Genomic DNA, 23,872 nt, shown 5'->3' on the forward strand with positions numbered 1-23,872 from the left:
TTCCTCTCACGGTCCGACCACGACATCTGCCTCTCGGATTCTGAGCGATTAGGATGAGACCATGATCCTCTCGCTCATCTACGCCCGGTCAGAAAATCGCGTCATCGGCAGGGATGGCGGGCTGCCTTGGCGGCTACCGGAGGACTTCAAGCACTTCAAGCGGACCACGCTGGGGCACCCGATCATCATGGGTCGAAAGACGTTTGAGGATCACCGATCGGTGCTGCCCGGGCGGACCAACATCGTGCTGACCCGTCGTGAGGATTTCAGCTTCCCGGGCGTCGAGGTCCGACGGTCGCTGGAGGAGGCGTTAGCCCCCTACCGGGACACGGACGAGGAAGTATTTGTCATCGGCGGGGCCGGGCTGTTCGCTGAGGCATTCCCGCACGCGGACCGTGTGTACGAGACGGTGGTGCACGCCGAGGTCGAGGGCGACGTCGTGCTGCCAGCATTTGACTTCAGTGGCTGGTCACGGCAGGTGCTCCTGGAGCATCCTTTGGATGAGCGGCATGGGTTTGGGTTTACTGTGCTGAAGTACGCGGACCGTTGTTTGGTTACGCCACCGTCACCTTGATCATCTTGTCCCCCGCGGCGATCTTATCGACAACGTCCTGGCCCTCGGTGACCTTGCCGAAGACCGAGTGCTTGCCGTCGAGCCATGGGGTGTCGGTGTGGGTGATGAAGAACTGGGAGCCGTTGGTGCCGGGGCCGGCGTTGGCCATGGAGAGGGTGCCGGGGCCATCGTGCTTAAGATCGGGGTGAAACTCGTCATCAAACTTATAGCCGGCGTCGCCGGTGCCGTCGCCCTTGGGGCAGCCGCCCTGGATCATGAAGTCGGCGATGACACGATGGAACTTCAGGCCGTCATAAAAGCCCTCGGTGGCGAGTTTCTCGAAGTTAGCCACGGTCTTGGGGGTCTTGTCGTCGTAGAGCTCGAGGGTGATGGTGCCCTTGGCGGTTTCGATGGTCGCGGTCTTCATGGGTCGGTCCTTGGGAACTTGGGTAGGTGGGGTACTGGGATAGTCTTCGATTGTAGGGCATAACGGGTTATACTTCCCGGCGTCGGGCGATTAGCTCAGCTGGCTAGAGCGCTTCGTTTACACCGAAGATGTCGCGGGTTCGAGTCCTGCATCGCCCATTCGCGGATCTTCTCGACGGGTCTTGTCTTGCCGCCTGCTTACCGAGGTACGCCATGATTCAGAAGGCTTCAGGATCGAAACAGCCCGGCTATGTCGATGCTTCCCGGCCGGGGTTCATGACGCCCGAGGTGATCGCATTCTTTCAGGACCATGGCTATCTGGTGCTGGAGAACGCCCTGAATGCCGAGGAAGTCAGGGCGCTCAACGAGGACGCGATGCAGATCTGTCGAGGCAAGTACGGCACCTACGACGGCTGGTCAGGTCCACACGATGGGCAGACGGACGACGAGGTGCTCCGCCAGTACCTGTGCATCCACTTCCCGCACAAGTTTTCCCCGGTGATGAAACAGCACCTGGCTCATCCAGCGATGGTCGAGGCGCTGGTTGGCATGATCGGCCCTGATGTCAAGTGCATGCAGTCGATGCTCTTCATCAAGGCGGCGGGCAAGCCCGGGCAGGCGTGGCATCAGGACGAGGACTACATCCCGACGCGCGATCGATCGCTGACTGGCGGATGGATCGCTCTTGATGATGCGACCGTACAGAATGGCTGCCTCTGGGTGATCCCCAGATCACATCGGCCGGGTGTGCTCTGGCCTCAGAGTCTTCAGGATGATCCGCGCTTCGACTGTGGTGAAGAGAGCCAGGGCTTTCCGTATACGGAAGCTGATGCTGTGCCGGTCGAGGTTAAAGCAGGGAGCATTGTTTACTTCAACGGCTACCTGCTGCACCGGTCGCTCCCGAACCAAGCCGAGACGGGCTACCGCCGGGTGCTGGTGAATCACTACATGAGCGCCTCCTCGCTGCTGCCGTGGGTCGCCAATCTGCAGGAGCACGACTGCTATCTCGATCACACGCGATCGGTGGCGAAGTGTGATGTGCGTGACATCGTGATGGTCGCTGGTCAGGACCCTTACGCCTGGATGGGAGTCTCTGACCTCAACAAGCCTCACGTCCGGCCGACCGGTGAGGGAGGCTGTGCCAAGGCTGCGGAGCCGGGCAAAGCATCAAGGTAAATCGACGGCGTGTGATCGCTTCTTCAGTAAGATCCACGGCGATGCATAAGCCAAGCCCAGAATCTTCAGGCACATCTTCAGAGACGATCCTTCTCGGCCTTGATATTGGAGGGACCAAGTGCAGTGCCCTGATCGGGACGGCGGCAGGTGATGTGCTGGATCGCTTGACCTGGCCCTCCGATGCGGCGCATGGTCCCGATGCGATGCTGGATGATCTGATCGGTCACGCCAGAGCGTTGATCAATCGGCATAAAGGCGAGCTCGCGGGAGCAGGTGTGGTCGTGGGCGGGCCACTCGATTCTCGCCGGGGTCTGGTGCTGAGCCCTCCCAACCTGCCGGGGTGGGACAACATCCCGTTGCGTTCGAGGCTTGAGGATGCGCTATCGATGCCCGTCGGGCTTGAGCATGATGCCGCAGCCTGTGCCCTGGCTGAATACCACTGGGGTGCGGGCCGAGGCGAGCACTCGGTTGCCTACCTGACCTGCGGGACCGGCTTTGGGATGGGGCTCGTGATCGACGGCGTGCCTTACTACGGCGCTGGCGGGCATTCCTGCGAGATCGGTCATGTGCTGCTCGAAGGCGAAGGCCCGGTCGCGTTCGGCAAGGCGGGTAGCGTCGAAGCTTTTTGCGCCGGGGCATCGCTGCCCAAGCTCGCCGCGTGGAAGTACCCGGATCGATGGCGTGATGCAGCGCCGACCGGGCCCGAGTTATCTGATTTAGCCGGGTCTGGCGATGCAGACGCCAGATCAATTATTGATGTGTGGTCGGACTCCGTGGCCAGAGTCGCGGCTTCGATCGCCGACACGCTCTTCTGTGATGTGATCATCCTCGGCAGTCTCGCACGTTATCTAGGACCGGAAGTCTTTCAAGCCATTCACGAAGCGTACCTGGCGCAGGTTCATCCGCATGCACGCGATAGCTGCCGATTATGTGTTACCGAGCTTGGCAACAGGCTCCAGGATAGTTCTGCGCTCGCCGCAGCAACGCGGGCTCGTTCAATTCGTCAGTAACCAAAAACTCAAAGCGTGGGACTGAATCAGTCGAGAACCGGGCTCGCGGCTTTCTTCGCTGCGATCTGCTCGCGGATCTCGTGGCTACGCTCTTCATTGAGCTTGTAGCCGAGCATGATGAGGATCGCCAGGAGCGTGCCGGTTACCGGCACGACGATATAGGCTAGGCGGAGGCCATCGAGGGCTTCGGGAGTCTGTACGGCGGCGTTCTGATCGAATCCGACCCACTTCATAATGAGACCTCCGCCAAGCCCGGCGATGGCGAAGCCGAACTTGACCGTCCACCAGTAAACGGCACCAAAGGCTCCCTCGCGGCGGGAACCGGTGTTGAGTTCATCGAGGTCGCAGACGTCCGCGGTCATCGACATCATGAGCGTGAAGAGACTGCCGATACCAAAGGCAAACAACGGAAGCGGGAGAAAAAGCAGCCAGGGATTCTCGGGGTTGAAGCACCACCAGAAACTGATGTAGCCGACGATCGAGATCGACTGCGAGAATAGAAACGCGTTCTTCTTGCCGAATTTTTCGGACATATAGGTCACTGCGGGAATGGCGATAAAGGTGGTCATCAGCGCACTGACCGTACCGAACCAGGTCGGCCAAGTCCCCGCACCGTCAGGCCCTGCGTCGCCGCCGAACATGTAGTGGACAATGATGAAAAAAGACATTCCCGCCACGGTGTTGAAGGCATTGAACACCAGGAAAGTCGCGAGGCAGATCTGGACAAAGGGCAGACAACGGAAAGTCGCGCCGAAGCCAAGAAACAAGCTCAGTAGGCTGTCTCCGACTTTCCTGAGTGAGAGTTCTTCCTGAGTGCTGGGGTCTACGGGCTGGGTCTTACAGAAAATGGCGGGGATCATCGCCATGATCATGCAGCCGACGCCGACCCAGATCGCGAGGTGGCGGGCGCCCGTTACGGCGTCGGGATAGATGTCAGGGTCATACAAGATGACCCAGAACCACGGGACGATGACCCAGGCCCACTGGCCAATCCACTGCGCAACCGCCATGAGCCGGGTGCGCTCGTGAAAGTCATCACTCATCTCGTAGCCCATAGCCACATAGGGCGTCGCGAAGATTGTCAGGCCAAGGTAGAAGACAATGGAGAGCAGCAGAAAGTAGGTGAAGTTGTAAGCCTCGCCGTTCTCCGGATAGAGCTGCCACATGAGCATGTAGGAGAGACCCGCGAGAATGGCACCGATGAAGATATACGGCCTGCGTCTTCCCCAGCGGGACTTCGTGTTGTCGGAGATGTAGCCCATCACCGGGTCAGTCAGGGCATCTGACAGGCGCGGGAGGAAGAACAGGATGCCCCATAGCAGCGGGTCCATCCCGAGGCTCTGGACCAGAATCACCATGAAGATCCCGAGCGCCGCAGGGAACATCTGATTCCCGAGCATCCCCACGCCAAAGGCGATCTTCTGACTAAGCGGAACGTGTGACGGACGCGCCAACGAGTCGGATGAGTGAGTCAACGTGATCTCCGAGAAGTGCGGTGAGACATCGAGCAGAGGCTAGATGCTAGCGGCAGACTTCACGAGATGCGGCATAGTGGGATGGAACAGTTACTTGGCGGGCAGGAACCGAACATCAGAAAGGATGGCAGCGGTGCTCTCACCTTCGACCTTGATGGTGATGCCGAGGTCGTGCCAGCCGGTGTTGGCGTCGTACAGACCATCGTTGGCGAGTTGGATCGCGTACTCCGGTCGATCGCGGAGCGAAGCCGCGCCGTCAGCGAGCATCAGGTGCAGGCTGTAGTCACCCTCAACCAGGTCGGTGGGTAAGCCTAGAGTTCTGGTCACGGCGATCGGAGCCCCGGGTAGCCACAAACGCGGGTCATCCGGCAACGTCACGGCGTACAGCGCGCCGGTGGTCTTGTGCCTGATCGCCATCCGAAGATCTCGGGGGTTGTAGGGGGCCGCCCAGCCGTGGTTGCTTAGTTGCAGGTTGATATCGATTGCTCCTCCAGCCGAAGCGGTCTCCGGATAACTGAGCTTTTCAAGCACCAACCGGTATCCCAACCTGTCACGTACCTCGTTGAAGAACCCTTCATCCCGCCACATGTTGATGACCGCGGGCTGGTAGTCGAGGTTGAGATAGCTCCAATGCAGCATGGCTAACTCGTGACGCGCGTTGTCCGGCGCAGAAAACTCGGTGAGCTGACACGTCTCGCCGCCCATCGGCAGGTAACGGGTTTCCTCAGCGAGATAAGCCTTCTCGAGTTCGATGTCTTCATAGGTACCGACATCGGTCGGGCTGGAGAGGAAGCAGTCGTTGTGGTGTGCGAGTCGGCCCGCAGCGGTGCCCCATGCGTGATGCGACTGGATCGGGCGGCTGTGACCAAGGAGCATCCACTTGAGTCGAGGCGTGCGGATCTGAACGAAGCGTCCCTCCGGCAGATTTTCTAGCCATTTCGCGATGATCCGCCGGGCGTTATGCGGCTCCGCCAGGTCATTCATCGAGGCGTGCCACTCGCCCCAGGCGCCGACGAAGCCACCCTGAGCCACCGCAATCACGTCCGCATGCTTGTGCATCAGCGGACGCAGTTGCTCCATGTGCCCGAGCACCACATCGATCGGCGCGTCCGGGTCGCCGATGGCCTCGGTGTAAGCAAATCGGAGGATCGTCTTGAGCCCGGCCTCACGGAGGATATTCATGTCCTGATCAAACAGGTCGAGCTGGTCCTGCGTGAGCGGGCGATCACGGAACGTCTTGTAGTAGTAGAGCCGGAGCATGAGCGTCATGCCCGCAGCACGATGCTGCTTCATGGTCGCCAGGTCCAGCGCCCCGACGCCATCCTGCGAGTTCCACTGCCGATAGAACCCTCGCTCGGGATTGACCAGCTCCGCGTCAGAGGCCATATAAACACGCTCAATTGACATCTCCTGGGCCGACGCCAAAGGAGTTGTGCAGGCGAGCAGAACAGCAACAGCAAGTCCAAGGGAAGTGATGCGATGCATCGGGGGTTGCTCCTTATTCAACTGACGATGGCCAGCGGGGCCGTGGTTTCCCACGCCCCCCTGGAGAAATCAGGGAAAGCGGCTGGCGCACCGTCGTTCGCCACCGACTGCGCGCTGAGCGGACGGACCGCTGACCACGTCGCGCCTTCATACACATTCTGATCCATAGGCATCCCAGTCTGGAGACACTCGACGACCCTGCGCAGCATGATGAAGTCCATCCCGCCATGCCCGCCGGCTCGTTCTGCCTCGGCGCCCATGCGCGTCCAGAGCGGATGCTCGAACTCGCGATAGACCTCGTCAAGCGCCACGCCCTCGATCCACTCGTGGTAGTTGCCCCGCCCTTCGATCGCCACCCGCGTCGGAAAGCCAGCCAGAACCCCCTTCGTCCCCTGGATCAGATTCAAGCGGGTGTACGGCCGTGGCGTGGTCGTGTCGTACTGGACCATCACCGTCCGGCCAAGCCGAGTCTTGATCAGGCTTGTGTTCATATCACCGGCGATGTAGTTCATCCGGCGGCGTTCGTGCCCCTCCGGGAAGTTCGCCCGTGCATACTCAGCCCGCCCCGCCGCGGGTGAGCTGTACGACACGATGGTCTCGTAGCGATCCTCGCTGCGGTCGATATTCATGTACTGAGCGACCGGACCTACGCCGTGCGTCGGATAGAGGTTGCCGTTGAAGTTCGTGTGGTACTCGGTCCGCCAGGAGCCGGTGCCGTGGTCCATGTCCTGCATCTGCGATCGCAGATCATGGACGTAGGCCGCCTCAGCGTGTGTCAACTGACCAAAGACGCCCTGCCGACACATGTTCAGCGCCAGTAACTCGTCGCGGCCGTAGTTGACGTTCTCCAGCATCATGCAGTGACGCTGAGTCTGCTCCGAAGCTCGAACCATCGCCCACAGCTCGTCGACGGTCGGTGCCATCGGCACCTCGACAAACGCGTGCTTACCCGCCTGCATCGCCTCGATCGCCTGCGCCGCGTGCCATGCCCAGGGCGTAGCGATCACTACCGCGTCGATGTCATCCCGATCGAGAATCGCCCGATAGGCAAAGGGCCCACTGGTGTATAGCGACGGCGACAGTCGCCCGGCGTCGGTCAACACCTTCTGCTGCGCCGCTGAGACGCCCGGCCACGGATCGGCCAGTGCCAGCACATCAACATCATCCATCCGTGCCAGCAGGCGAATCAACTGACCCCCGCGATCGCCATTACCGATGACTGCGAAACGCGGACGCTCGATCGACTGCGCCGCCAGTCCTGCGACCGAGCTTTGCGTCGCGGTGCGCGGGCCACTCGCCGTGGTCGCGCACCCCGCGAGCCCAAGGCTCAACCCGGCGACCGCAGCGGCACGGAGAAAATCTCTGCGTGATTCGTCGTGACTCATGACGAGGAAACTCCTTGGGATTCACGGGCACCGAGCAACTCGGGATCGCTGCGGATCAGCCGAACGATCGCATAACCACACAAAAGCGCCGCGACGATCACACCAGCACCGGTCCCCGGCGAACCAAGCAGCAGCAAGCCAAGACCGATCAGCAGACCGAAGATAAAGCCCATCGACAGGAACCAGCCGATCATCGCGTTGCGGAAGCCCAGACCCTCCGCATCGACCCCCAACTCCTCGCGCACCCGCCGCCAGCCAGGACCCGGAACGCGGATCCGCTCGCAGAACTCACGATCAGCTGGCGTCGGCTTAGTGGACATCATCAGCGTGGCCGCAATCCAGATCGCGGCCGTTCCGAACGCCGTCACCAGCATCCGCATCCCCCACATGTTGACCGTCTCACCGCTCACCGGATCGACGTAATCCTTGAGGAGGTACAACTCAACCGCGTTACCGATCACACACGCGGCAAGGATCGAAACGATCTCCGACCACGCCGAGACACGCCACCAGTACCACCTGAGGATCTGAACCGAACCGACGCCAGCGGTAATGACCGCCAGGTACTTGTAGGCATCAAGGATGCCCGTCAGCAGCGTCGTCACCAGAGCCGCGAGGATCATGAAACCCAGCATGCTCAGTCGTGACACCATGACGTAGTGCTTAGCATCGGCTTTCGGTTTGATAAACGGCTGGTAAACATCATTGACCAGGTACGACGCTCCCCAGTTGAGGTGCGTATCCACCGTGCTCATATACGCCGCGAGCATCGCCGTCACCATGATCCCCTTGATACCCGGCCCGAGAAACTCATTGATCATCGATGGATACGACAGCTCAGCGTCCGCACCAGTCAGTTCCGGGAAGTAAACCATCGAGGCCAGTCCCACGATGATCCACGGCCAGGGTCGCAGCACATAGTGGCAAAAGTTGTACCAGAGGAACCCGAGCATGGCGTCTTTCTCGCTCTTGGTCGCCAACAAGCGCTGAACGAGATAACCCTGGCCCGGCGCCTGCACCCACCAGTTCACCATCACATAGACCAGGAAGGTAAACGTGAGCATGTCCATCGCTGAGAGGTCCGGAAAGATATGGATCAGGCTCTCTTTGAAACCCTCAGTCTTACGGAGCCTTTCAACAAAGCCGACCTCGCCCGCCGTCTCTGTATACGCCACGATCGCCAGCCAGAACGACCCGAGCATCGCCATGCCGAACTGGATCAGGTCGGTGTACACCACGCCGTAGAGACCCGAAGCCACTGAGTAGATCAACGCCGTAGTCGCCAGCGTCAGCAGCACCAGCGCCGTCGGCGTCACACCAATCTCGAACAGGTTGAAAACCGGATCACTCAGGGTGAACACCGGATCGCTCGACAACCCCAGGATGACCTGAATCACCTTGGTCGCCGCGAGCGTGACCGACGCCATGACGACGCAGTTCACGAACACGCCATCGAATAGAACCTTGAACACTCGTAGGACTGATCTGGCGAGCGAGGCGTCATACCTCTGGACAACGAACTCGATGTCCGTCAACGCACCCGTCCGCTGCCAGAGCTTGGCGAAGAAGAAAATGGTCGCCGTCTGACCGATCGCAAGCGACCACCAGAACCAGTTCCCGTGAACCCCCTCGTTTCGCGCCAACCCCGCGACAAACAACGGCGTGTCGGTCGAGAAGGTCGTCGCCACGATCGAAGTCCCGGCGATCCACCACGGCAGCGAACGACTGGCGACAAAGAAATCAGCCGTGTTCGTCGATGCCTTCTTGGAGAAGTACAGACCAACCCCAGTCGCCACGAGCAGGTACAGGCCGACGATCGACCAATCGATGAAGGTCATGCATGTCTCACGATCAGTGAACAGGGAAACTCAGACAGGATGGCCATCATCATGCCAAAAAGATCAGTCAGTGGTTAAGCATGCACACCGTTGCCGTTGGTCGGGGCACCCCGAACAGGCACGGTCTTGAGCGGGCGCGGGATCGACTCGAACGTCTGCTTCTGCGCCGAATCACGCGCCGCCAGGCACATCGCCGCACTCAGAAGACCAGCCTCCAGAGGCGACGCCGACGGCCCTTCATCACGAATGACATCGATGAAGTTACGCACCAGCAGCGCGTCTCCGCCATGGTGATCGTCACCGTCCTCGAGCTTGATCTCCTCGACGGCCTTGCCGTGATGCTCGATCACGCGGATCGTCGAGGTGTACCAATCGAACTCAAGCGTCCCCAGATACCCGGTCACGCGAGCACCCCGCGCCTGCGCTGAGCGCCGGCTGACGAAGTTCTGCACATAGTTGGCGTGTAACCCGCCGGCGTACTGGATCATCGCCGAACCCGCATCGTGATTCACGATCGACGAGCTAAAGGCGCAAGCGTGATCGCCCTTGCCCATCCCACCATCGTCATCACGAGCCTTGATGTTCTGCGGGCTCTCGGGACAACTCGCCGCCTCATCACAGGCCGAGCACATCAGCCCCTCCGGCTTGTCCCCGCCATAGACCAGCTGCGATTCCGTCGCCGCGATCTTCACCGGGTCGAGCCCGCTGAGCCGGGTGATGTAATCAAAATCATGAGTCGCCTTCTGCAGCCACATCCCGCCGGTGATCGAGTCATCGCGATACCACTGACCGAAATAAACCCCGCCATACGGCACATAGTTGACCGCCTGAACCTGATTGATCGTCCCAAGCCTGCCCGAGCGAACAATGGTCCAGGCCCTTCGGAACAACGGCGACATCCGCAGCGGGAACGACACCACCACCGACTCCGACCGATCACGATAAGCCCGAGCAATCGCGGTCAGGTCGTCAAGCGTCGTCGCGATCGGCTTCTCAAGGAACACCGGCAAGCCGGTTGGGGCCAGCCGCACCGCCAGATCGGCGTGCAGATCGCACCGCGTCCCGACGATCACGCCATCGAGATCACCCGCCGCATCAAGAAGCCGATCAATCCCGGGAACAAACGCCGTCTCAGGACCGAGTTCCACCTTCCACTCGGCCAGGTTCTTCTCCGCCCGCTGGCGGTCAGGGTCCGCGACCATCGCGAGCTGGACGTCCGGGTCCGCCTGCAGCGCCCGGCTGGCGATATACGCCGCCCGCTGCCCGCATCCTAATACGGCTAGTTTGATCATGATCGGGTCAACCCTGGGAATGATGAATAAGAAAATAAATGATCAGAGCAGATGCACGAACTACTTCGATGGATAACCAGCCTCGCCTGGGAACAAACCAATTGGCGACCACATCTTCCGAGCCTTCTCCAACTGATCTAGTGTCAGATTGAAGTCGTTGTAACCAAAAAGTGTCACATTTCGAACGGCTGAGGACGCATGGCCATCCGCATACATGATATTCATCCGCCCACTTGAATCGTCGAGTTCACCTGTATGCCGGCCCCACTCGGCGGTATTCCACAGACCGGCAGATAACTCAGTTTCAGTGTGCACGATACGCAAGCGATTGGCTGGGATAGGCGTGGAAAAATTATCCCCAACCAACATATGGCCGTAATAGATTTCGCCAGTTGCGACCAGCTCAGTTGGTGCGATCATTGAATCGATCTTGAACCAAACCTTACCCGAAGAAAAATCATCCACACCATCGGGCCCGGAGCCTGACGGCACACCCGCGCTCGACAGACCATCATTGATTGAGGTAAATAGATTCATCCCGTAACTCGATGCGACATTGCCCTCATCATTAGGCGGCTCATAGGTATAGGGGTCTGACGGACATACCACCGTCGAACTGGTGTCGCCGCCCTCGATTGAACCAGCAGCCACTCCATATTCCACCAACCGGTGCCACCAACGGATGGTCGGCCCTGTCGCATCTGCATAGGCCAGATACGGGAAATATCCTTTGTTGTCGGTACTGTAAATCACTAGCCCTATTCCCATCTGCCTCTGGTTTGAAAGACAGAGGACCCCTCGTGCCGTATTCCGAGCCGCCCCCAGCGCAGGCAGCAGGATCCCGATCAGCAGCGCGATGATCGAGATCACCACCAGCAGCTCGATCAGCGTAAACCCGGACCCACGGGCGGGGTGGGCGGAATGCTTCATGGTTCGTGACATGGGAGACTCGCTTCCTGAACGGGGATTCTCGTGATTCAGTCAATATAGAGCAGACACAGACAGGCACGTTGATGAACTTAACTTGACATGAGACGGCCAGCTTGTCAAGACATGTTCTGAAAAAATCTGCGTTCTATAACGATTATAACGCTATTTTTAGGTCGCTCATCTTTTCTCTTGACAATACAACTGGGCGCGTTATCTTATCCCCATGCCCGTTAGCCCCCTGCCCAAGTATGAACAAGTCAAGCAGGCCCTGATCAAAGAGATCAGGTCCGGCCGCTGGGAATCGGGCAACCCCTTCCCCTCTGAGTCGCAACTGCTTCAGAAGTTCGACGTGAGCCGCCCCACGCTCATCCGCTCCTTGCAGGACCTCGTCCGCGAGGGCTACCTCTACCGCAAGCAGGGACAGGGCACGTTCATCGCCGATGAGAAACCAGAACAGAAGGAGGCCGCGACGCTAATCCCGGTCTTCGTATCCGCCCACGTCGCCAAACTTACAGGCGACAAGCAGCTCGTCGAGCTCCACATCCTCGAAGGCATCCAGGCCGGTCTCGCTGAGGCCGGTGCCGATCCTCAGGATGTCGTCGTCCGGCATGCGACGCCCGGTCGCCTGGATGGGGCGACCCGCGCTTTTATTGACGACCTGACCGTCGGCACCGCCCTGGTCATCGAACCTTCTTACAACCGCCCGCTCTGGGACTACCTCGGCTCCAAGGGCTGGAACGCCTGGAGCCTCAACGAGGCGGTTCCCACAGGCAACTGCGTCTATGTCGATCAGACCGAAGCTGGCTACCTCGCCACCAAACACCTCATCGACGCTGGCCGCCAGCGCATCGCGCTGCTCAACGGCCCGCTCGACCAGTTCTGGGGCTTCGGCGCGAGGCTCGACGGCTACCTCCGTGCCCTCGACGAAGCCGGATTGTCCTATGACGAACGCCTGGTCCGTCAGGCGGACAAGCCGATCGATTCAGAGGCCGGTCGAGCCATGATGTCCGACCTGCTCAAGCTCGATCAGCGCCCCGACGCCGTCGTCGGCGTCTCCGATGCTAAGGCCATGGGGGCCATCGCCGCCGCGCAGGAAGCCGGCCTGACGATCCCCGATGACCTGATGTTCACCAGCATCGATAACACCCTCGCCGAGCGATCCGATGTCCCGCTTAGTGCCGTCTCAATGCCCTTCCATGAAGTCGGTCGCCGCGCCGCCATCCACGCCGTCAAAGCCGATGCCGATCGAAAATCACAGGCTAGCAGCGTTGACGACTGCGAGATCCACACCCATATCTGCCTCAAACCATCGTTGGTCAAGAGGTAACAACCAGTTTCTGTCCTGCCGTCTCGTGACGGCCTGCGTTTCTTTCACACCGTTTCAGTTCCACATTTGAGGAGGGTTCGAAACATGAGCATCACCAAGCATCTGATCGCAGCGGGAGCGCTGCTGTCCTTGGCCCCGTTGGCCATGGCTGGCACGTTCAAGACCATCACCATCGATGGCGACTACTCCGACTGGGCCGATGTCCCGGTCCTCGACAGCGATGCCGCGGACAACCCCGGCACGCTGGACATCGCCGACATCCAGATCGCCAACGACAACGACTTCCTGTACATCCGGTACACCCACCACACGGCGCAGTCGCTGGGCACCTTCATCGCCCTCGACGTGGACAGCAACGTCGGCACCGGCTTTGACGTGTTCGGCCTCGGCCTTATCGGATCCGAAGCCGGCTGGCAGAACGACTTCCCGTTCACCCAGGACGCCGCCAACTTCAACAACGGCTCCGGGATGTCCGGCGACTTCTTCGGCTCCGGAGCCGCGTTGCTCGATGATTTCTCGGATGGCTCCAGCAGCGAGTTGGCCATCTCCCTGGACATCACCTTCAATGATGGTGGGGCGCCCGTCTTCGCCGACGACACGTTCACCATCCTGCTCTGGACCGATCTCGGCCAGGGCGATGTCAACGCACCCGTGACCTACACCCTCGCGGTGCCCGAGCCCGCCTCGGCCGCGATGGCCCTGGTCGGCCTCGCCGCAGTCGCCGGCCGCCGCCGCTGATTCGACCATCTCAATCTCCCGACCCCTCCCGGTTAACGCCGGGTCGGGTCCTTGACGGCGACAAGCCGACGGCGCGATGTCCGCGCTGACTTAGCCTGCTTCACCATGTATCCCACGACTCGAAACTGATCTAAGAGGAGCGAATCTCATGCACCGCATCACCACAGCATCCCTGCTCGCGGCCGCCACCGTGGCGACTCTCAATCCAGCCGCCATGGCCATTACCCTCAGCAACGAGGTCGCCAATGGCGACATCCTCGTCGATTTCCTGGACCCCTCCGAAGACCGCCGTCTCGGCTGGGAAAGCGTGACCCCATTCCCGAGTGATGATGATGTGGTCGTCCCGCTGCTGAGCATCGGCTCCATTTCCATCGCCCACGACAGCAACAACTTCTACTTCCGCATGATCATGGACAGCACCGCCGACCCGGTCGCCGACCCAGTCGATGGCCCATTCCAGTCTTTTTTCAGCTCCCACCACGCCATCTATCTCGACACCGACCAGAATCCCGACACCGGATACCGTGGCGGCGATGGTGACCCCATCGGCACGCCCGATGACCGCACCCTCCCGATCGGGGCCGATTACTACATCGAGGGCCCCACCCTCTTCCGCTTCGGCAACCTATCCAATCCCGGCGGGGCCAACCAGGAACTCTTCAGCTGGGGCACCATCATCCCCTTCGGGTTCATGAACTACGACGACGGTCCGGTCACCGACATCGAGTTCGAGATCCCCAAGTCCAGCCTGGCGAGCCCCACGGCCTTCGACTTCGTCGCTGTGACCACCAACATCGACTTCTCGCCTCAGGACGTCTACCCGACCTCGCCAGACGAGCCCCTGCTTAGCCCGCTTGGCGACTTCCTGAGCTACTCGACGGTGGCCGTATCGCTCCCAGGTGACTTCGACAACTCCGGCGTCCTCGACGCCCCCGATGTCGAACTGCTCATCGCCGGCTTCGGTAACTCAGCCTTCGACCTCGATGGCGACAACGATGCTGATTCCGCAGACATCGCCTACTGGGTCGAGACCCTCTACGGTTCAAGCATCGGCGACGCCAATCTCGATTTTAGCGTCGACCTGATCGACCTCTCGGCACTCGCCAGCGCCTTCGGCGAGCCCGGCAACTACGCCGATGCCGACTTCGACGGGTCGGGCGTCGTCGACCTGATCGATCTCTCGCTGCTTGCCACTAACTTCGGCTTCTCGGGCACCCCAGCCCCCGAGCCCGCCAGCCTCGCCATCCTCGGTCTCGGCGTCGCCGCTCTGGCCCGCCGCCGAACCGCCTGATCCTCTCCCCCTCCTATGGGACGTTGGCGTGCGCCGAAAGGCGCACGCCACACTTTCACGAATCATCCCTAGCGTGAGTTCCAACCATGACGAGCGTGACACGAAGTTCTCTCGCGATCGCCGCCCTCTCAGCAGCCCTTGTTGGCCCCGCTAACGCGGAAGCCCTCGGGATCGTGGTCCCCGCGTACTTCTATCCCTCATCATCCAGCCCGCTGTGGCCCGCGATGAACGACGCCGCCGAGCGTGTTCCGCTGATCGCCATCATGAACCCCAACAGCGGGCCCGCAGGGTTCATCGACAGCAACTACACCCGTGTCGTCAACGAACTCCGTGCCGCTGGCGGCACCGTGATCGCCTACGTCGCCACGACCTACGCCGCCAAGCCCCTAAGCCAGGTCTACGCCGAGATCGACCTGTACAACAGCCAGTACAACCTCGACGGAATCTTCCTCGATGAGATGAGCAACACCACCGCTGGCTCGACCGTCGATCACTACGAGAACATCTACAACTACATCAAAGGCGTCGATCCCAACTGGCTGGTGATGGGCAACCCCGGCACCACCACGCAGGAGGCCTTCATGTCGCGCCCGACCGCCGACAACATCGTGGTCTTCGAGAACTTTGCCAGCAACTACCCCGGCTACAACCCCAGCAACTGGAATGCCGATTATCCCCGAGAACGCCTGTCGCACCTGGTCCATACCCAGGGCTCGTCCTCTACCATGCTCGAAAACGTGGAACAGTCTTACGAGCAGAACGCTGGCTACGTCTATGTCACCAACGATGTCCTCGGTAACCCCTGGGATACGCTCCCCTTCTACTGGGACGAACTCGTTACCGCCGTCGAAACGATCAACGCCGGAGCCATCGAAGGCGACTTCAATCTTGATGGCGAACTGAATCTCACCGACCTTGAACTCATCCTTAACAACCCCGGTGCCCCCCGTTACGACGTTTCGGGCAACGGCATCACCGACAACAATGACGCCATCTTCTGGATCGAGAACCTCCTCGGCTCGCAACGTGGTGACGCCAACCTCGATCGCAAGGTTGATCTGGTCGACCTCTCGATCCTCGCTTCCAGTTTCTCTCAGCTGGGCGGGTACCCCGATGGCGACTTCAACTTCTCCGGAGCCGTCAATCTGATCGACCTCTCGATCCTCGCCTCCAACTTTGGCTTCGACGCCACCACGATCCCCGAACCGAGCGGGGTGCTAATCCTCCTCACACCTGCCCTACTCGCACGCCGACGCACGACCTCGTTATCCTGACAACTCGCACCTTCACCGGGAGTCACCCGTGATCCAAGGCATCAGCTACTGGTCCCTCGAACAGGGACTGGCGAACACCCATCCCCTCGACCGAGCCCTCGACGAAGTCTCCGCAGCAGGATTCAAAGCCCTTGAACTCTGCGTCGGGCCCGAGGGCGTCATCCACCCCAACCTCACCGAGAGCACGTGCAGCACGATCCGACAGCAGATCGAAGGCTCGGCGCTCATCGTTGAGACGCTTGCCAGCGGGATGAGTTGGGGATTCAACCCCACCTCCGATGACCCCGCGACGCGCAAACGAGCCATTGAGCTTCACGCCGGAGCCCTCCGCGTGGCCGGCAAGCTCGGGCTCAAGGGGATGCTCTTCGTCCCCGGCGTCGTCAAGAGCCCGATCAGCCCCGATCTGATCCGCTACGACCACGCCGTCGACCGGGCCCGAGAAGCTGTAACCCAACTCCTTCCGGTCGCTGAAGAAGCTGGCGTCGATCTCCTCCTCGAAAACGTCTGGAACGGCCTCTTCTACTCGCCTATCGAGTTCAAAGCCTTCATAGATTCCTTCAATCACCCGCGACTCGGGATCTACTTCGATACCGGGAATCTGCTCGGCTACCACCAGCACCCGCCTCACTGGATCGAAGTCCTCGGCAAGCGTATCCGCAGGGTCCACGTGAAAGATTTTAAACAGTCCGTCGGCACCCTCGACGGCTTCTGCGACCTGCTCGAAGGTGATATGCCTTGGGCCGAGACCATGGCCGCCCTTCGCCAGATCGGCTACGAGAAGACCGTCATCGCCGAGATGATCCCGCACAGCCCCGGGCTTCTAGAACGCACCAGCCAGGCCATGGACAAGATCCTCAAGCTTTAATCACACCGCCTCAACCCCACGGAGTTATCAAGATGATCAAGGTCGGCGTCTGCGGCCTCGGAATGATGGGTAATACGCACCTGGATGCCTACACCGCCCTGGATGGCGTGGAGGTGGTCGCCGTCGCCGACGCCGACCCCGATCGCCTCAGCGGGCAGGTCAAGGCCGGTGGGAACATCGAAGGTCAGGCGCAGGGTGGGTTCGACCTCCAGAAGGTCAAGCGTTACGCCGACGCCGCTGAACTCATCAACGATCCCGACATCGACCTTGTTGATATCTGCCTGCCAACGCCAGCTCACCTGCGTTTTGGCGTGCAGGCGCTAGACGCGGGCAAACACGTCCTGATCGAGAAGCCCGTCGCACGCAGCACTGAGCAGGCGCAGCAGCTTATTCATGCTGCGAAATCGGCCAAGGGTCTCTCGATGGTCGCGATGTGCATGCGTTTCTGGCCCGGCTGGACCTGGCTCAAGAAGACGGTCGCGGACAAGCCCTATGGCGATGTGCGCTCTGCGACTTTCCGCCGCGTCGCCTCTCACCCCGGCGGGGCCTTCTACCTCAACGGCGAAGCGTGTGGCGGGGCTGCCCTGGACCTCCACATCCACGACACTGACTTCATCCACCACTGCTTCGGCGTCCCCAATGCCGTGACCAGCCGTGGCTATTCGAGCATCACCAACGAGTTCGACCACATCGCCACGCAGTACCACTACGACCACATCCCCCTTGTGACTGCCGAGGGCGGATGGGCGATGGCCAAGTCGTTCCCCTTCACGATGCAATACGCCGTGAACTTCGAAAAGGCCACAGCCGTCTTCGACCTTGCTGCCAAGCACCCCCTGACGGTCTTCCACGCCGACGGTAAGACCGAACCGATCAAGCTTGAGTCCGGTATGGGCTACGAGCTTGAGATCGCTTACTTCATCGACTGCATCCGCCACGGCAAGACGCCTGATGTCGTCACCGTCAACGATGCTGCGGTGTCTCTCGCGATCGTCGAAGCCGAAATCGAGAGCGCTCGCACCGGCAGAACGATCGATGTCGCCGCCACCGTGGCCTGATCCAGAAGGGCGCAACATGACCTCGCCACCAGCAGCGTCGATCCAACCCACGCGCCTGCTGTCTCTCGATGTCTACCGCGGACTCATCATGCTCCTGCTGATGGGCGAGGGCGCGGGTGTCTACTACGCGCTGCACGAGTTCGAGAATCCCATCATCCAGGCGATCGCCACCCAGTTCACGCACCCGCCAAGCGGGCTGAGCTTCTGGGACACCATCCAACCCGGATTTATGTTCATCGTTGGCGTCGCGATGGCCTTCTCCATCCGATCGCGACGTGCTAAGGGCGTGTCGTGGGCCAGACTGACCGGCCACTTTGTTAAGCGCTCGATCATTCTCCTTCTCCTGGGTGCCGGACTCCACTGCTTCTACGCGATGAGCCTGGTGTGGGAGCTGTGGAATGTCCTCTGTCAGCTCTCGGTCACGATCCTGATCGCTTTTGCGATCTACCGGCTGCCGGTCTGGTCGCAGTTCATGATCTCCCTGCTGCTGATCCTGGCCACCGACCTGGCGTATCGCTTCATCCACATCGCCCCTTACGACCAGAGCTTTGTGCTCGGCTCTAACTTCGGTACTTACGTCGATACGCTGGTGATGGGCACGACCAACTCTGACGGCTGGGTCGCTCTCAACGCCATCCCGACCGCGGCGCACACGATCTGGGGTGTCCTCGCTGGCAAGCTGCTGATCGCGGAGCCGAGTGCGACACGTCGAGTCGTCATGCTGGCTGGCCTCGGCGTGCTGGGCATCATCGTTGGCTACGCGATGGCGGCCCTCGATATCGCGCCGATCATCAAGCGTATCAGCACCAGCTCGTTCGTCATCGTCTCGGGCGGGTGGTGCGTTCTGGCCCTCGCTCTGTTCCACGCGGCGATTGACCTCACGGGCTGGCGGAGAGGACTCGGCTTTCTTGTCGTGGTGGGGCTCAACCCCATCACCATCTACATGATTACCGAGGCGCTGGCCTATGGTTGGCTGCGGCCGCGCGTGGGGATCTTCACGGAAGGTTTCCTGGGACCGATCGGTCTTGCTGGTGCGGCCCTGGCGCTAATGACCGCCTGTGTGACGTGGTTCGTGCTCTGGTTCATCACATGGTGGCTCGACCGCCACCGCATCTATATCCGTATCTGATGTCCGCGAAGACCCCCACCATCAGCGATCCTGTCTACACGCTTGTGGAAGTGCACGAGATCACGTGCGACCTCGATCAGGACATCCGCCATCTGCTTTGCTCGGCTTTTCCGCACTCCGCGAGCACCTTCGCACGGACCCGGGCGTGGAACGGCAGCATCGCCCGATGGACCGCGATGCTCACCGACCCTGCGGGCAGGGTCCTGGCGCACGTCGGCGTCGTTGACCGACGAGCCGTGCTTGATGGTGCCCCGGTACAGCTTGGCGGGATCCAGAACGTCGCGGTTCACCCGAATCTGCAGGGTCAGCGACTCGGCGCGATGCTGATGCAGCGTATCAGCGATGACCTTGGGACCCTACCAGTTGATGCAGGCCTGCTGTTCTGTTCAATGAATCGTCAGAAGTTCTATGAGCGCTTCGGCTGGGTCGCGATGCCCACCCCCCCGCTGTTCACCGATGAGACCGGCAAGCCCGCCATCATGCGCCCCGACACGCTGGCGATGTGGCTCGGCACCGGGCATCCCGCACCGAGCCAAGGCCAGACCCTCAATCTGCGGGGCCCCGACTGGTAGCCACCCAGTTCCACTACCCCGCTCAGACTCAATCAGAAAACCGGACAACACGAGGCAATAGGAGAATCCATTGGGCGTTCTCCCCGCCATCGGGCAGACTTTCTGCATGGCCACAGCCACCCCAAGCGGATTCACCCAGCCATGGTTACCAATCGACTGATCCTTGCCAGCACGCTGACCCTTGGCACTGCTACGAGCATGGCGTCTGCAACCGCCCTGCCGACCCTCACCGCGTTGGCCGAGAGCGCCGTCTACGGGCTTAATGTCAGCCAACCGGTTCCCGGCTTCGAGATCAAGCTGCTTCAGGACGGACAGACGATCTACCACGAGGCGTTCGGTGACTGGACGATCGGTCGCGTTGCCGCAGCAGACAGCAGCACCAAGACGATCAGCGGCGCGGTGATCATGTCGGTTGTCGATTCCAGTTTCCTCCCCTTTACGCTCGACAGCCGCCTCGCCGACTTCATGCCCGAGTACGGCTCTGAAGGGAAGCAGGACATCACCATCCGCCAGGCTTTTAGTCATACCTCAGGGTTCTCCGGCCAGGAATCGTCCTCGCTGTCCCTGACCAACCCATTCATCACACTCCGGCAGGCAGCTTTTCAGATTGGTCAGCTTCCGCTGGCCAACGGGCCTGCGGGCAGCACCTTTGCCTATGGCGGGCTCTCGATGCACGCAGCTGGCGCTGCGGCGCAGGTCGCCACAGGTACCAGCTTTGTTGATCTGTTTGACGAGCGTCTTGCGGTGCCTCTGCAGATGAACGACACGCGGTTCTATATCGCCAGTGACGCCAATCCGCGGGTTTCGGGCGGGATCGAGTCCACTGCGGACGATTTTTCCCGGTTCATGGATATGCTGCTGAACGATGGCGTTGATCGTGTGTCGGGCACCCGAGTGCTCGAATCGTCCTCCGTTGATGCCATGCTCTCACGCCAGACGACGGATGAGCAGGTGATCGCCAACTCGCCGGTGGACAACAACCGCTACGGCATCGGGGTGTGGGTGGACCAGCTCACGCAGGCCAGCTCCGGCGTGGACGCCCTGGCTGGCGGAGCGCGAGGGTTCCACAGCTGGATCGACGAGTCTGAGGGGCTGGTGTTTACCTTTTCGACCGACCTCAGCCAGTTCGGGAATGTCGAGACTCTCAGCTCGCTGATGCACGCGGCGATCCTCGCCGATCTGTCCGGGGAGCTTGTGGGTGATCTCGACGGCGACACGTTGGTGAATCAGACAGACATCGATCTGCTCGCGGCGGCGATCCAGTCGGGGTCAACTGGCGTGGCCTTTGATATCAACCAGTCCGGCGGAGTCGATGACTTTGATCTCGCTTTTCTCATCACCGGGCTGCTGGGGACTGCGCCCGGGGACGCCAATCTGGACCGGAGAGTGGACCTGGTTGATCTGTCGGCGCTGGCGGCGAACTTCAACCGACCCGGCCGGGGTTGGGCGGATGGTGATTTCGATGGAAACGGGTTCGTCAACCTTGTTGACTTGTCGATCCTCGCGGGGAACTTCGGGTTTGGAGGAGCGGTCAGCACGATCCCGGAACCCGGCACCATCACGGGCCTGCTGGTGCTATCGCTGCTCAAGCGGCGGAGGTCATCACTCGGGTGAATCGGTCGCCCAGCGGACGGGGAGTTGGAGTTCCCACCACTGGTCGCGTCGGGGGGTGTCGGGGCCGTTGTATCCGAGGAGCCGGGCTTCGCCGTCGATGACCCAATGGTCTGGGCCCTGCTGGTCAGCGAGCCATTGGTCCAGGTCGGTGCGGAGTTCGCTGAGTCGTTGGCGGTTTTCGCGGCCGATGAAGCCCATGGAGAGGACGGTGGTGTGGGGGGTGTCCTCGACGATGATTCCGCGTTCGGCTTCGCCGGTGGGTCCGAGTTCGGGGGAGCGGTAGAGGAAGGCCATGGAGGATTGGTCGGCGTTGTCGCCGGCCATGGCGCCGGTCATGACGACGGGGGCGGTCATGGCGATGTCGCGGCTTTGGATGTGTTGGAAGAGTGGCCAGAAGGCGGAGCCTTCGCCGCGTTGGGTTTCGACGATCGCCTGGCGGTAGGGTGCGTAGACTTTGAGTTCGATGGCGCCGGGTGGTGTGGGTGGGGCGTAGCCGTCGGCGAGGGCCGCGGAGATGGCGGCGCGGCCGGCGCGGTAGTAGGGGGCGTCGTCGCCGGCTTTGGTTTTGCCGGGCATGACTTCGAGTTCGGCTTCGGGGTCGCCGGCGACGCGGAGGACACGCCAGTCGCCTGGGGCGAAGTCTGGGGTGGGCTGGTCGGGCGCGACGGCGTGGGCCTGGGCGTCGGGGGTGGCGGGGCCGATTTCGGATTGTGCGCACCCGGTGATGAGGGTGAGAAGGCCCAGGGCGGTGAGTTTTTGGAGTCCTGGGAGGATGGATTGCATGGCGGGTCTCCGTAAGGGCTGGATGTAGCCTTATGCATTATTGGAGCCCCGTTGGGTCAAGGCGCGGCTGAGATCGTCCGGCGAGCAGAAAACGATTATTCTCAGCGTTGGTTCAATGGATTAACGACCTCATGTCATCAAGCGTGATTCGATCGACGGCCCTGCTGCTCGGCCCCCTGGCCGGGTTGTTGGTGTATGCGTTGTGCGCCGGTTCTGCCGGGCTGTCGGCGGAGGCTTCGGTCACTGCGGGCGTGACGATGTTGTGCGCGGTGTGGTGGTGCACGGAGGCGATCCCGATTCCGGCGACGGCGTTGATTCCCTTCGCGGTGTTTCCGTTCGCTGGGGTGCTGGACCATGGCCAACTGGCTGTGGCGTATGGGGACAAGTTTGTGCTGCTGTTCATGGCGGGATTCATGTTGTCGCGGGCCGCAGAGCGATGGGGGACGCATCTTCAGGTTGCCCATGGGGTTATGCGGTTGGTGGGTGCGGGTTCTCCGCGGCGGGTGGTGGTTGGGTTCATGCTGGCGACGGCGTTCTGCTCGATGTGGATCTCGAATACCGCGACGGCACTGATCATGCTGCCGGTCGCCATGGCGGTCATTGAGCGTTCATCCCGGGAGGATGAGGGATTCTCGGTCTCGCTGCTGCTTGCGATTGCTTATGGGGCCAGCATCGGCGGGATGGCGACGCTTGTTGGCACGCCGCCCAACGGGGTGCTTGCGGCGGTGTATGAGACAAGCACGGACCGGACGATGGATTTTCTCTCATGGATGACCATTGGGACGCCGGTGAGCGTGTTGATGCTGGTGGCATGCGCACTGGTTCTGTGCTGGAATCTCAGGTCAGATCAGGATTTGCGCGTTGATCGGCCGGGGGATTGGACCCCGGGTCAGTGGCGGGTGCTGGTGGTGCTGGGGCTGACGGCGGCGGGGTGGATCACTCGTTCGCTGCCGTTTGGATTGGGTGGGTGGTCGGTGTGGCTGGAGATGCCGATGGCGCATGACGCGACGGTGGGGTTGCTGGCTGTGGTGGCGATGTTCCTGATTCCGGCGGGTGGCGAGGCAGGGCGTGGGAAGAAGCTGTTGGACTGGGAGACTGCGGCGAAGATTCCTTGGGGAGTTTTAATCCTTTTTGGAGGTGGGCTTGCGCTTGCTAAGGCGTTTGTGGTGACGGGGTTGGACGGTGCGATTGGTGAGGCCTTGGCGGGATTGGGTGGTTATCCAACGGTGGTGGTGATTGGTGGTGTTTGCCTGTCGGTGACGTTCCTGACGGAGCTGACGAGCAACACGGCGACGACGACGCTGCTGATGCCGATTGTTGCATCGCTTGCCGTAGAGATGGGTTATGACCCGTTGATGCTGATGGTCCCAGCGGCGTTGTCGGCGAGCTGCGCTTTTATGCTGCCGGTGGCGACCCCGCCTAATGCGATTGTGTTTGGCGGGAGTGATCGGCTGACGATCGGGAGGATGGCGAGGAAGGGGCTGGTGCTGAACCTGATCGGGGTGGTGGTGATCACGGTGATGTGCGCATGGGTCCTGAATCTGGGGTGAAAAGCGTCGTCCATGGAGGGTCGAATGGGCTGTGAATCGACGTGAGTCGTCAATCAACCGTGACCGATGGCCCCCGAAATGCGTTGGGATGTGCGCGCGCC

The 23,872-nt window shown here is 61.1% G+C and carries 21 protein-coding genes and 1 tRNA gene; 14 read left to right on the top strand and 8 right to left on the bottom strand.

Annotated elements, in window-relative coordinates; translation table 11 throughout:
• Positions 1 to 61: 61 nt before the first annotated feature.
• Positions 62 to 574, top strand: coding sequence for a dihydrofolate reductase (locus tag RIG82_12755; protein ID MEQ9461813.1), 513 nt, complete (start codon positions 62 to 64; stop codon positions 572 to 574).
• Here RIG82_12755 and RIG82_12760 read toward each other — a convergent pair.
• Positions 555 to 980 carry a peptidylprolyl isomerase gene (locus tag RIG82_12760; protein MEQ9461814.1) on the bottom strand — a complete coding sequence of 142 codons (426 nt, stop codon included), beginning with the start codon at positions 978 to 980 and terminating at the stop codon, positions 555 to 557. The genes RIG82_12755 and RIG82_12760 overlap by 20 nt on opposite strands.
• An 84-nt stretch (positions 981 to 1,064) precedes the next feature.
• On the opposite strand from RIG82_12760, the gene RIG82_12765 reads away from it, so the two are divergent.
• The 3 genes from RIG82_12765 (at position 1,065) to RIG82_12775 (ending at position 3,165) form a co-directional block, all read left to right on the top strand.
• A tRNA-Val gene (locus RIG82_12765) sits at positions 1,065 to 1,138 on the top strand.
• Positions 1,139 to 1,192: 54 nt separating this feature from the next.
• Positions 1,193 to 2,155, top strand: coding sequence for a phytanoyl-CoA dioxygenase family protein (locus RIG82_12770; protein MEQ9461815.1), 963 nt, complete (start codon positions 1,193 to 1,195; stop codon positions 2,153 to 2,155).
• Between the two features lie 41 nt (positions 2,156 to 2,196).
• A complete protein-coding gene (locus tag RIG82_12775) occupies positions 2,197 to 3,165 on the top strand; it encodes an ROK family protein (GenBank protein MEQ9461816.1) in 969 nt (322 codons plus the stop codon).
• A gap of 26 nt (positions 3,166 to 3,191) precedes the next feature.
• Here RIG82_12775 and RIG82_12780 read toward each other — a convergent pair whose 3' ends face one another.
• The 6 genes from RIG82_12780 to RIG82_12805 all read right to left on the bottom strand — a co-directional run bounded on the left by RIG82_12780 (position 3,192) and on the right by RIG82_12805 (position 11,582).
• The gene (locus tag RIG82_12780) at positions 3,192 to 4,640 is read right to left on the bottom strand and encodes an MFS transporter (protein ID MEQ9461817.1); all 1,449 of its coding nucleotides are present in this window, start codon (positions 4,638 to 4,640) and stop codon (positions 3,192 to 3,194) included.
• Positions 4,641 to 4,730: 90 nt separating this feature from the next.
• On the bottom strand, positions 4,731 to 6,125 hold the full coding sequence (locus RIG82_12785) for a DUF4832 domain-containing protein (GenBank protein MEQ9461818.1): 1,395 nt from the start codon (positions 6,123 to 6,125) through the stop codon (positions 4,731 to 4,733).
• 17 nt (positions 6,126 to 6,142) lie between these two features.
• Positions 6,143 to 7,510, bottom strand: a complete 1,368-nt coding sequence (locus RIG82_12790) for a Gfo/Idh/MocA family oxidoreductase (GenBank protein ID MEQ9461819.1) — start codon at positions 7,508 to 7,510, stop codon at positions 6,143 to 6,145.
• Positions 7,507 to 9,348, bottom strand: a complete 1,842-nt coding sequence (locus RIG82_12795) for a sodium:solute symporter family protein (protein ID MEQ9461820.1) — start codon at positions 9,346 to 9,348, stop codon at positions 7,507 to 7,509. The genes RIG82_12790 and RIG82_12795 overlap by 4 nt, the downstream gene beginning before the upstream one ends.
• A 74-nt stretch (positions 9,349 to 9,422) precedes the next feature.
• On the bottom strand, positions 9,423 to 10,640 hold the full coding sequence (locus RIG82_12800) for a Gfo/Idh/MocA family oxidoreductase (GenBank protein ID MEQ9461821.1): 1,218 nt from the start codon (positions 10,638 to 10,640) through the stop codon (positions 9,423 to 9,425).
• A gap of 60 nt (positions 10,641 to 10,700) precedes the next feature.
• Complete coding sequence (locus RIG82_12805; protein ID MEQ9461822.1) at positions 10,701 to 11,582, bottom strand: prepilin-type N-terminal cleavage/methylation domain-containing protein; 882 nt, start codon at positions 11,580 to 11,582, stop codon at positions 10,701 to 10,703.
• 211 nt (positions 11,583 to 11,793) lie between these two features.
• On the opposite strand from RIG82_12805, the gene RIG82_12810 reads away from it, so the two are divergent.
• From RIG82_12810 to RIG82_12850, 9 genes are all read left to right on the top strand, one after another.
• Positions 11,794 to 12,897 carry a GntR family transcriptional regulator gene (locus RIG82_12810; protein ID MEQ9461823.1) on the top strand — a complete coding sequence of 368 codons (1,104 nt, stop codon included), beginning with the start codon at positions 11,794 to 11,796 and terminating at the stop codon, positions 12,895 to 12,897.
• An 84-nt stretch (positions 12,898 to 12,981) separates the two neighbouring features.
• On the top strand, positions 12,982 to 13,635 hold the full coding sequence (locus RIG82_12815; GenBank protein ID MEQ9461824.1) for a PEP-CTERM sorting domain-containing protein: 654 nt from the start codon (positions 12,982 to 12,984) through the stop codon (positions 13,633 to 13,635).
• A gap of 148 nt (positions 13,636 to 13,783) precedes the next feature.
• Complete coding sequence (locus RIG82_12820) at positions 13,784 to 14,926, top strand: PEP-CTERM sorting domain-containing protein (protein MEQ9461825.1); 1,143 nt, start codon at positions 13,784 to 13,786, stop codon at positions 14,924 to 14,926.
• Between the two features lie 95 nt (positions 14,927 to 15,021).
• Positions 15,022 to 16,200, top strand: a complete 1,179-nt coding sequence (locus RIG82_12825; protein ID MEQ9461826.1) for a spherulation-specific family 4 protein — start codon at positions 15,022 to 15,024, stop codon at positions 16,198 to 16,200.
• Positions 16,201 to 16,228: 28 nt separating this feature from the next.
• The gene (locus RIG82_12830; protein ID MEQ9461827.1) at positions 16,229 to 17,065 is read left to right on the top strand and encodes a sugar phosphate isomerase/epimerase family protein; all 837 of its coding nucleotides are present in this window, start codon (positions 16,229 to 16,231) and stop codon (positions 17,063 to 17,065) included.
• Between the two features lie 32 nt (positions 17,066 to 17,097).
• Positions 17,098 to 18,123: a Gfo/Idh/MocA family oxidoreductase gene (locus RIG82_12835; GenBank protein ID MEQ9461828.1), complete on the top strand. Its 1,026-nt coding sequence runs from the start codon at positions 17,098 to 17,100 to the stop codon at positions 18,121 to 18,123.
• Positions 18,124 to 18,139: 16 nt separating this feature from the next.
• Positions 18,140 to 19,252: a DUF5009 domain-containing protein gene (locus RIG82_12840; GenBank protein ID MEQ9461829.1), complete on the top strand. Its 1,113-nt coding sequence runs from the start codon at positions 18,140 to 18,142 to the stop codon at positions 19,250 to 19,252.
• Positions 19,252 to 19,824 carry a GNAT family N-acetyltransferase gene (locus RIG82_12845; protein MEQ9461830.1) on the top strand — a complete coding sequence of 191 codons (573 nt, stop codon included), beginning with the start codon at positions 19,252 to 19,254 and terminating at the stop codon, positions 19,822 to 19,824. The genes RIG82_12840 and RIG82_12845 overlap by 1 nt, the downstream gene beginning before the upstream one ends.
• Before the next feature lie 141 nt (positions 19,825 to 19,965).
• Positions 19,966 to 21,438 carry a serine hydrolase gene (locus RIG82_12850; protein ID MEQ9461831.1) on the top strand — a complete coding sequence of 491 codons (1,473 nt, stop codon included), beginning with the start codon at positions 19,966 to 19,968 and terminating at the stop codon, positions 21,436 to 21,438.
• On the opposite strand, the gene RIG82_12855 is transcribed toward RIG82_12850, so the two are convergent.
• Positions 21,427 to 22,221 carry a heme-binding protein gene (locus tag RIG82_12855; GenBank protein ID MEQ9461832.1) on the bottom strand — a complete coding sequence of 265 codons (795 nt, stop codon included), beginning with the start codon at positions 22,219 to 22,221 and terminating at the stop codon, positions 21,427 to 21,429. The two genes, RIG82_12850 and RIG82_12855, sit on opposite strands and share 12 nt — an antisense overlap.
• A 131-nt stretch (positions 22,222 to 22,352) precedes the next feature.
• On the opposite strand from RIG82_12855, the gene RIG82_12860 reads away from it, so the two are divergent.
• Positions 22,353 to 23,771: an SLC13 family permease gene (locus RIG82_12860; protein MEQ9461833.1), complete on the top strand. Its 1,419-nt coding sequence runs from the start codon at positions 22,353 to 22,355 to the stop codon at positions 23,769 to 23,771.
• Positions 23,772 to 23,872 lie beyond the last annotated feature (101 nt).

The organism is Phycisphaeraceae bacterium, assembly GCA_040222855.1.
Classification (GTDB): domain Bacteria; phylum Planctomycetota; class Phycisphaerae; order Phycisphaerales; family Phycisphaeraceae; genus Mucisphaera.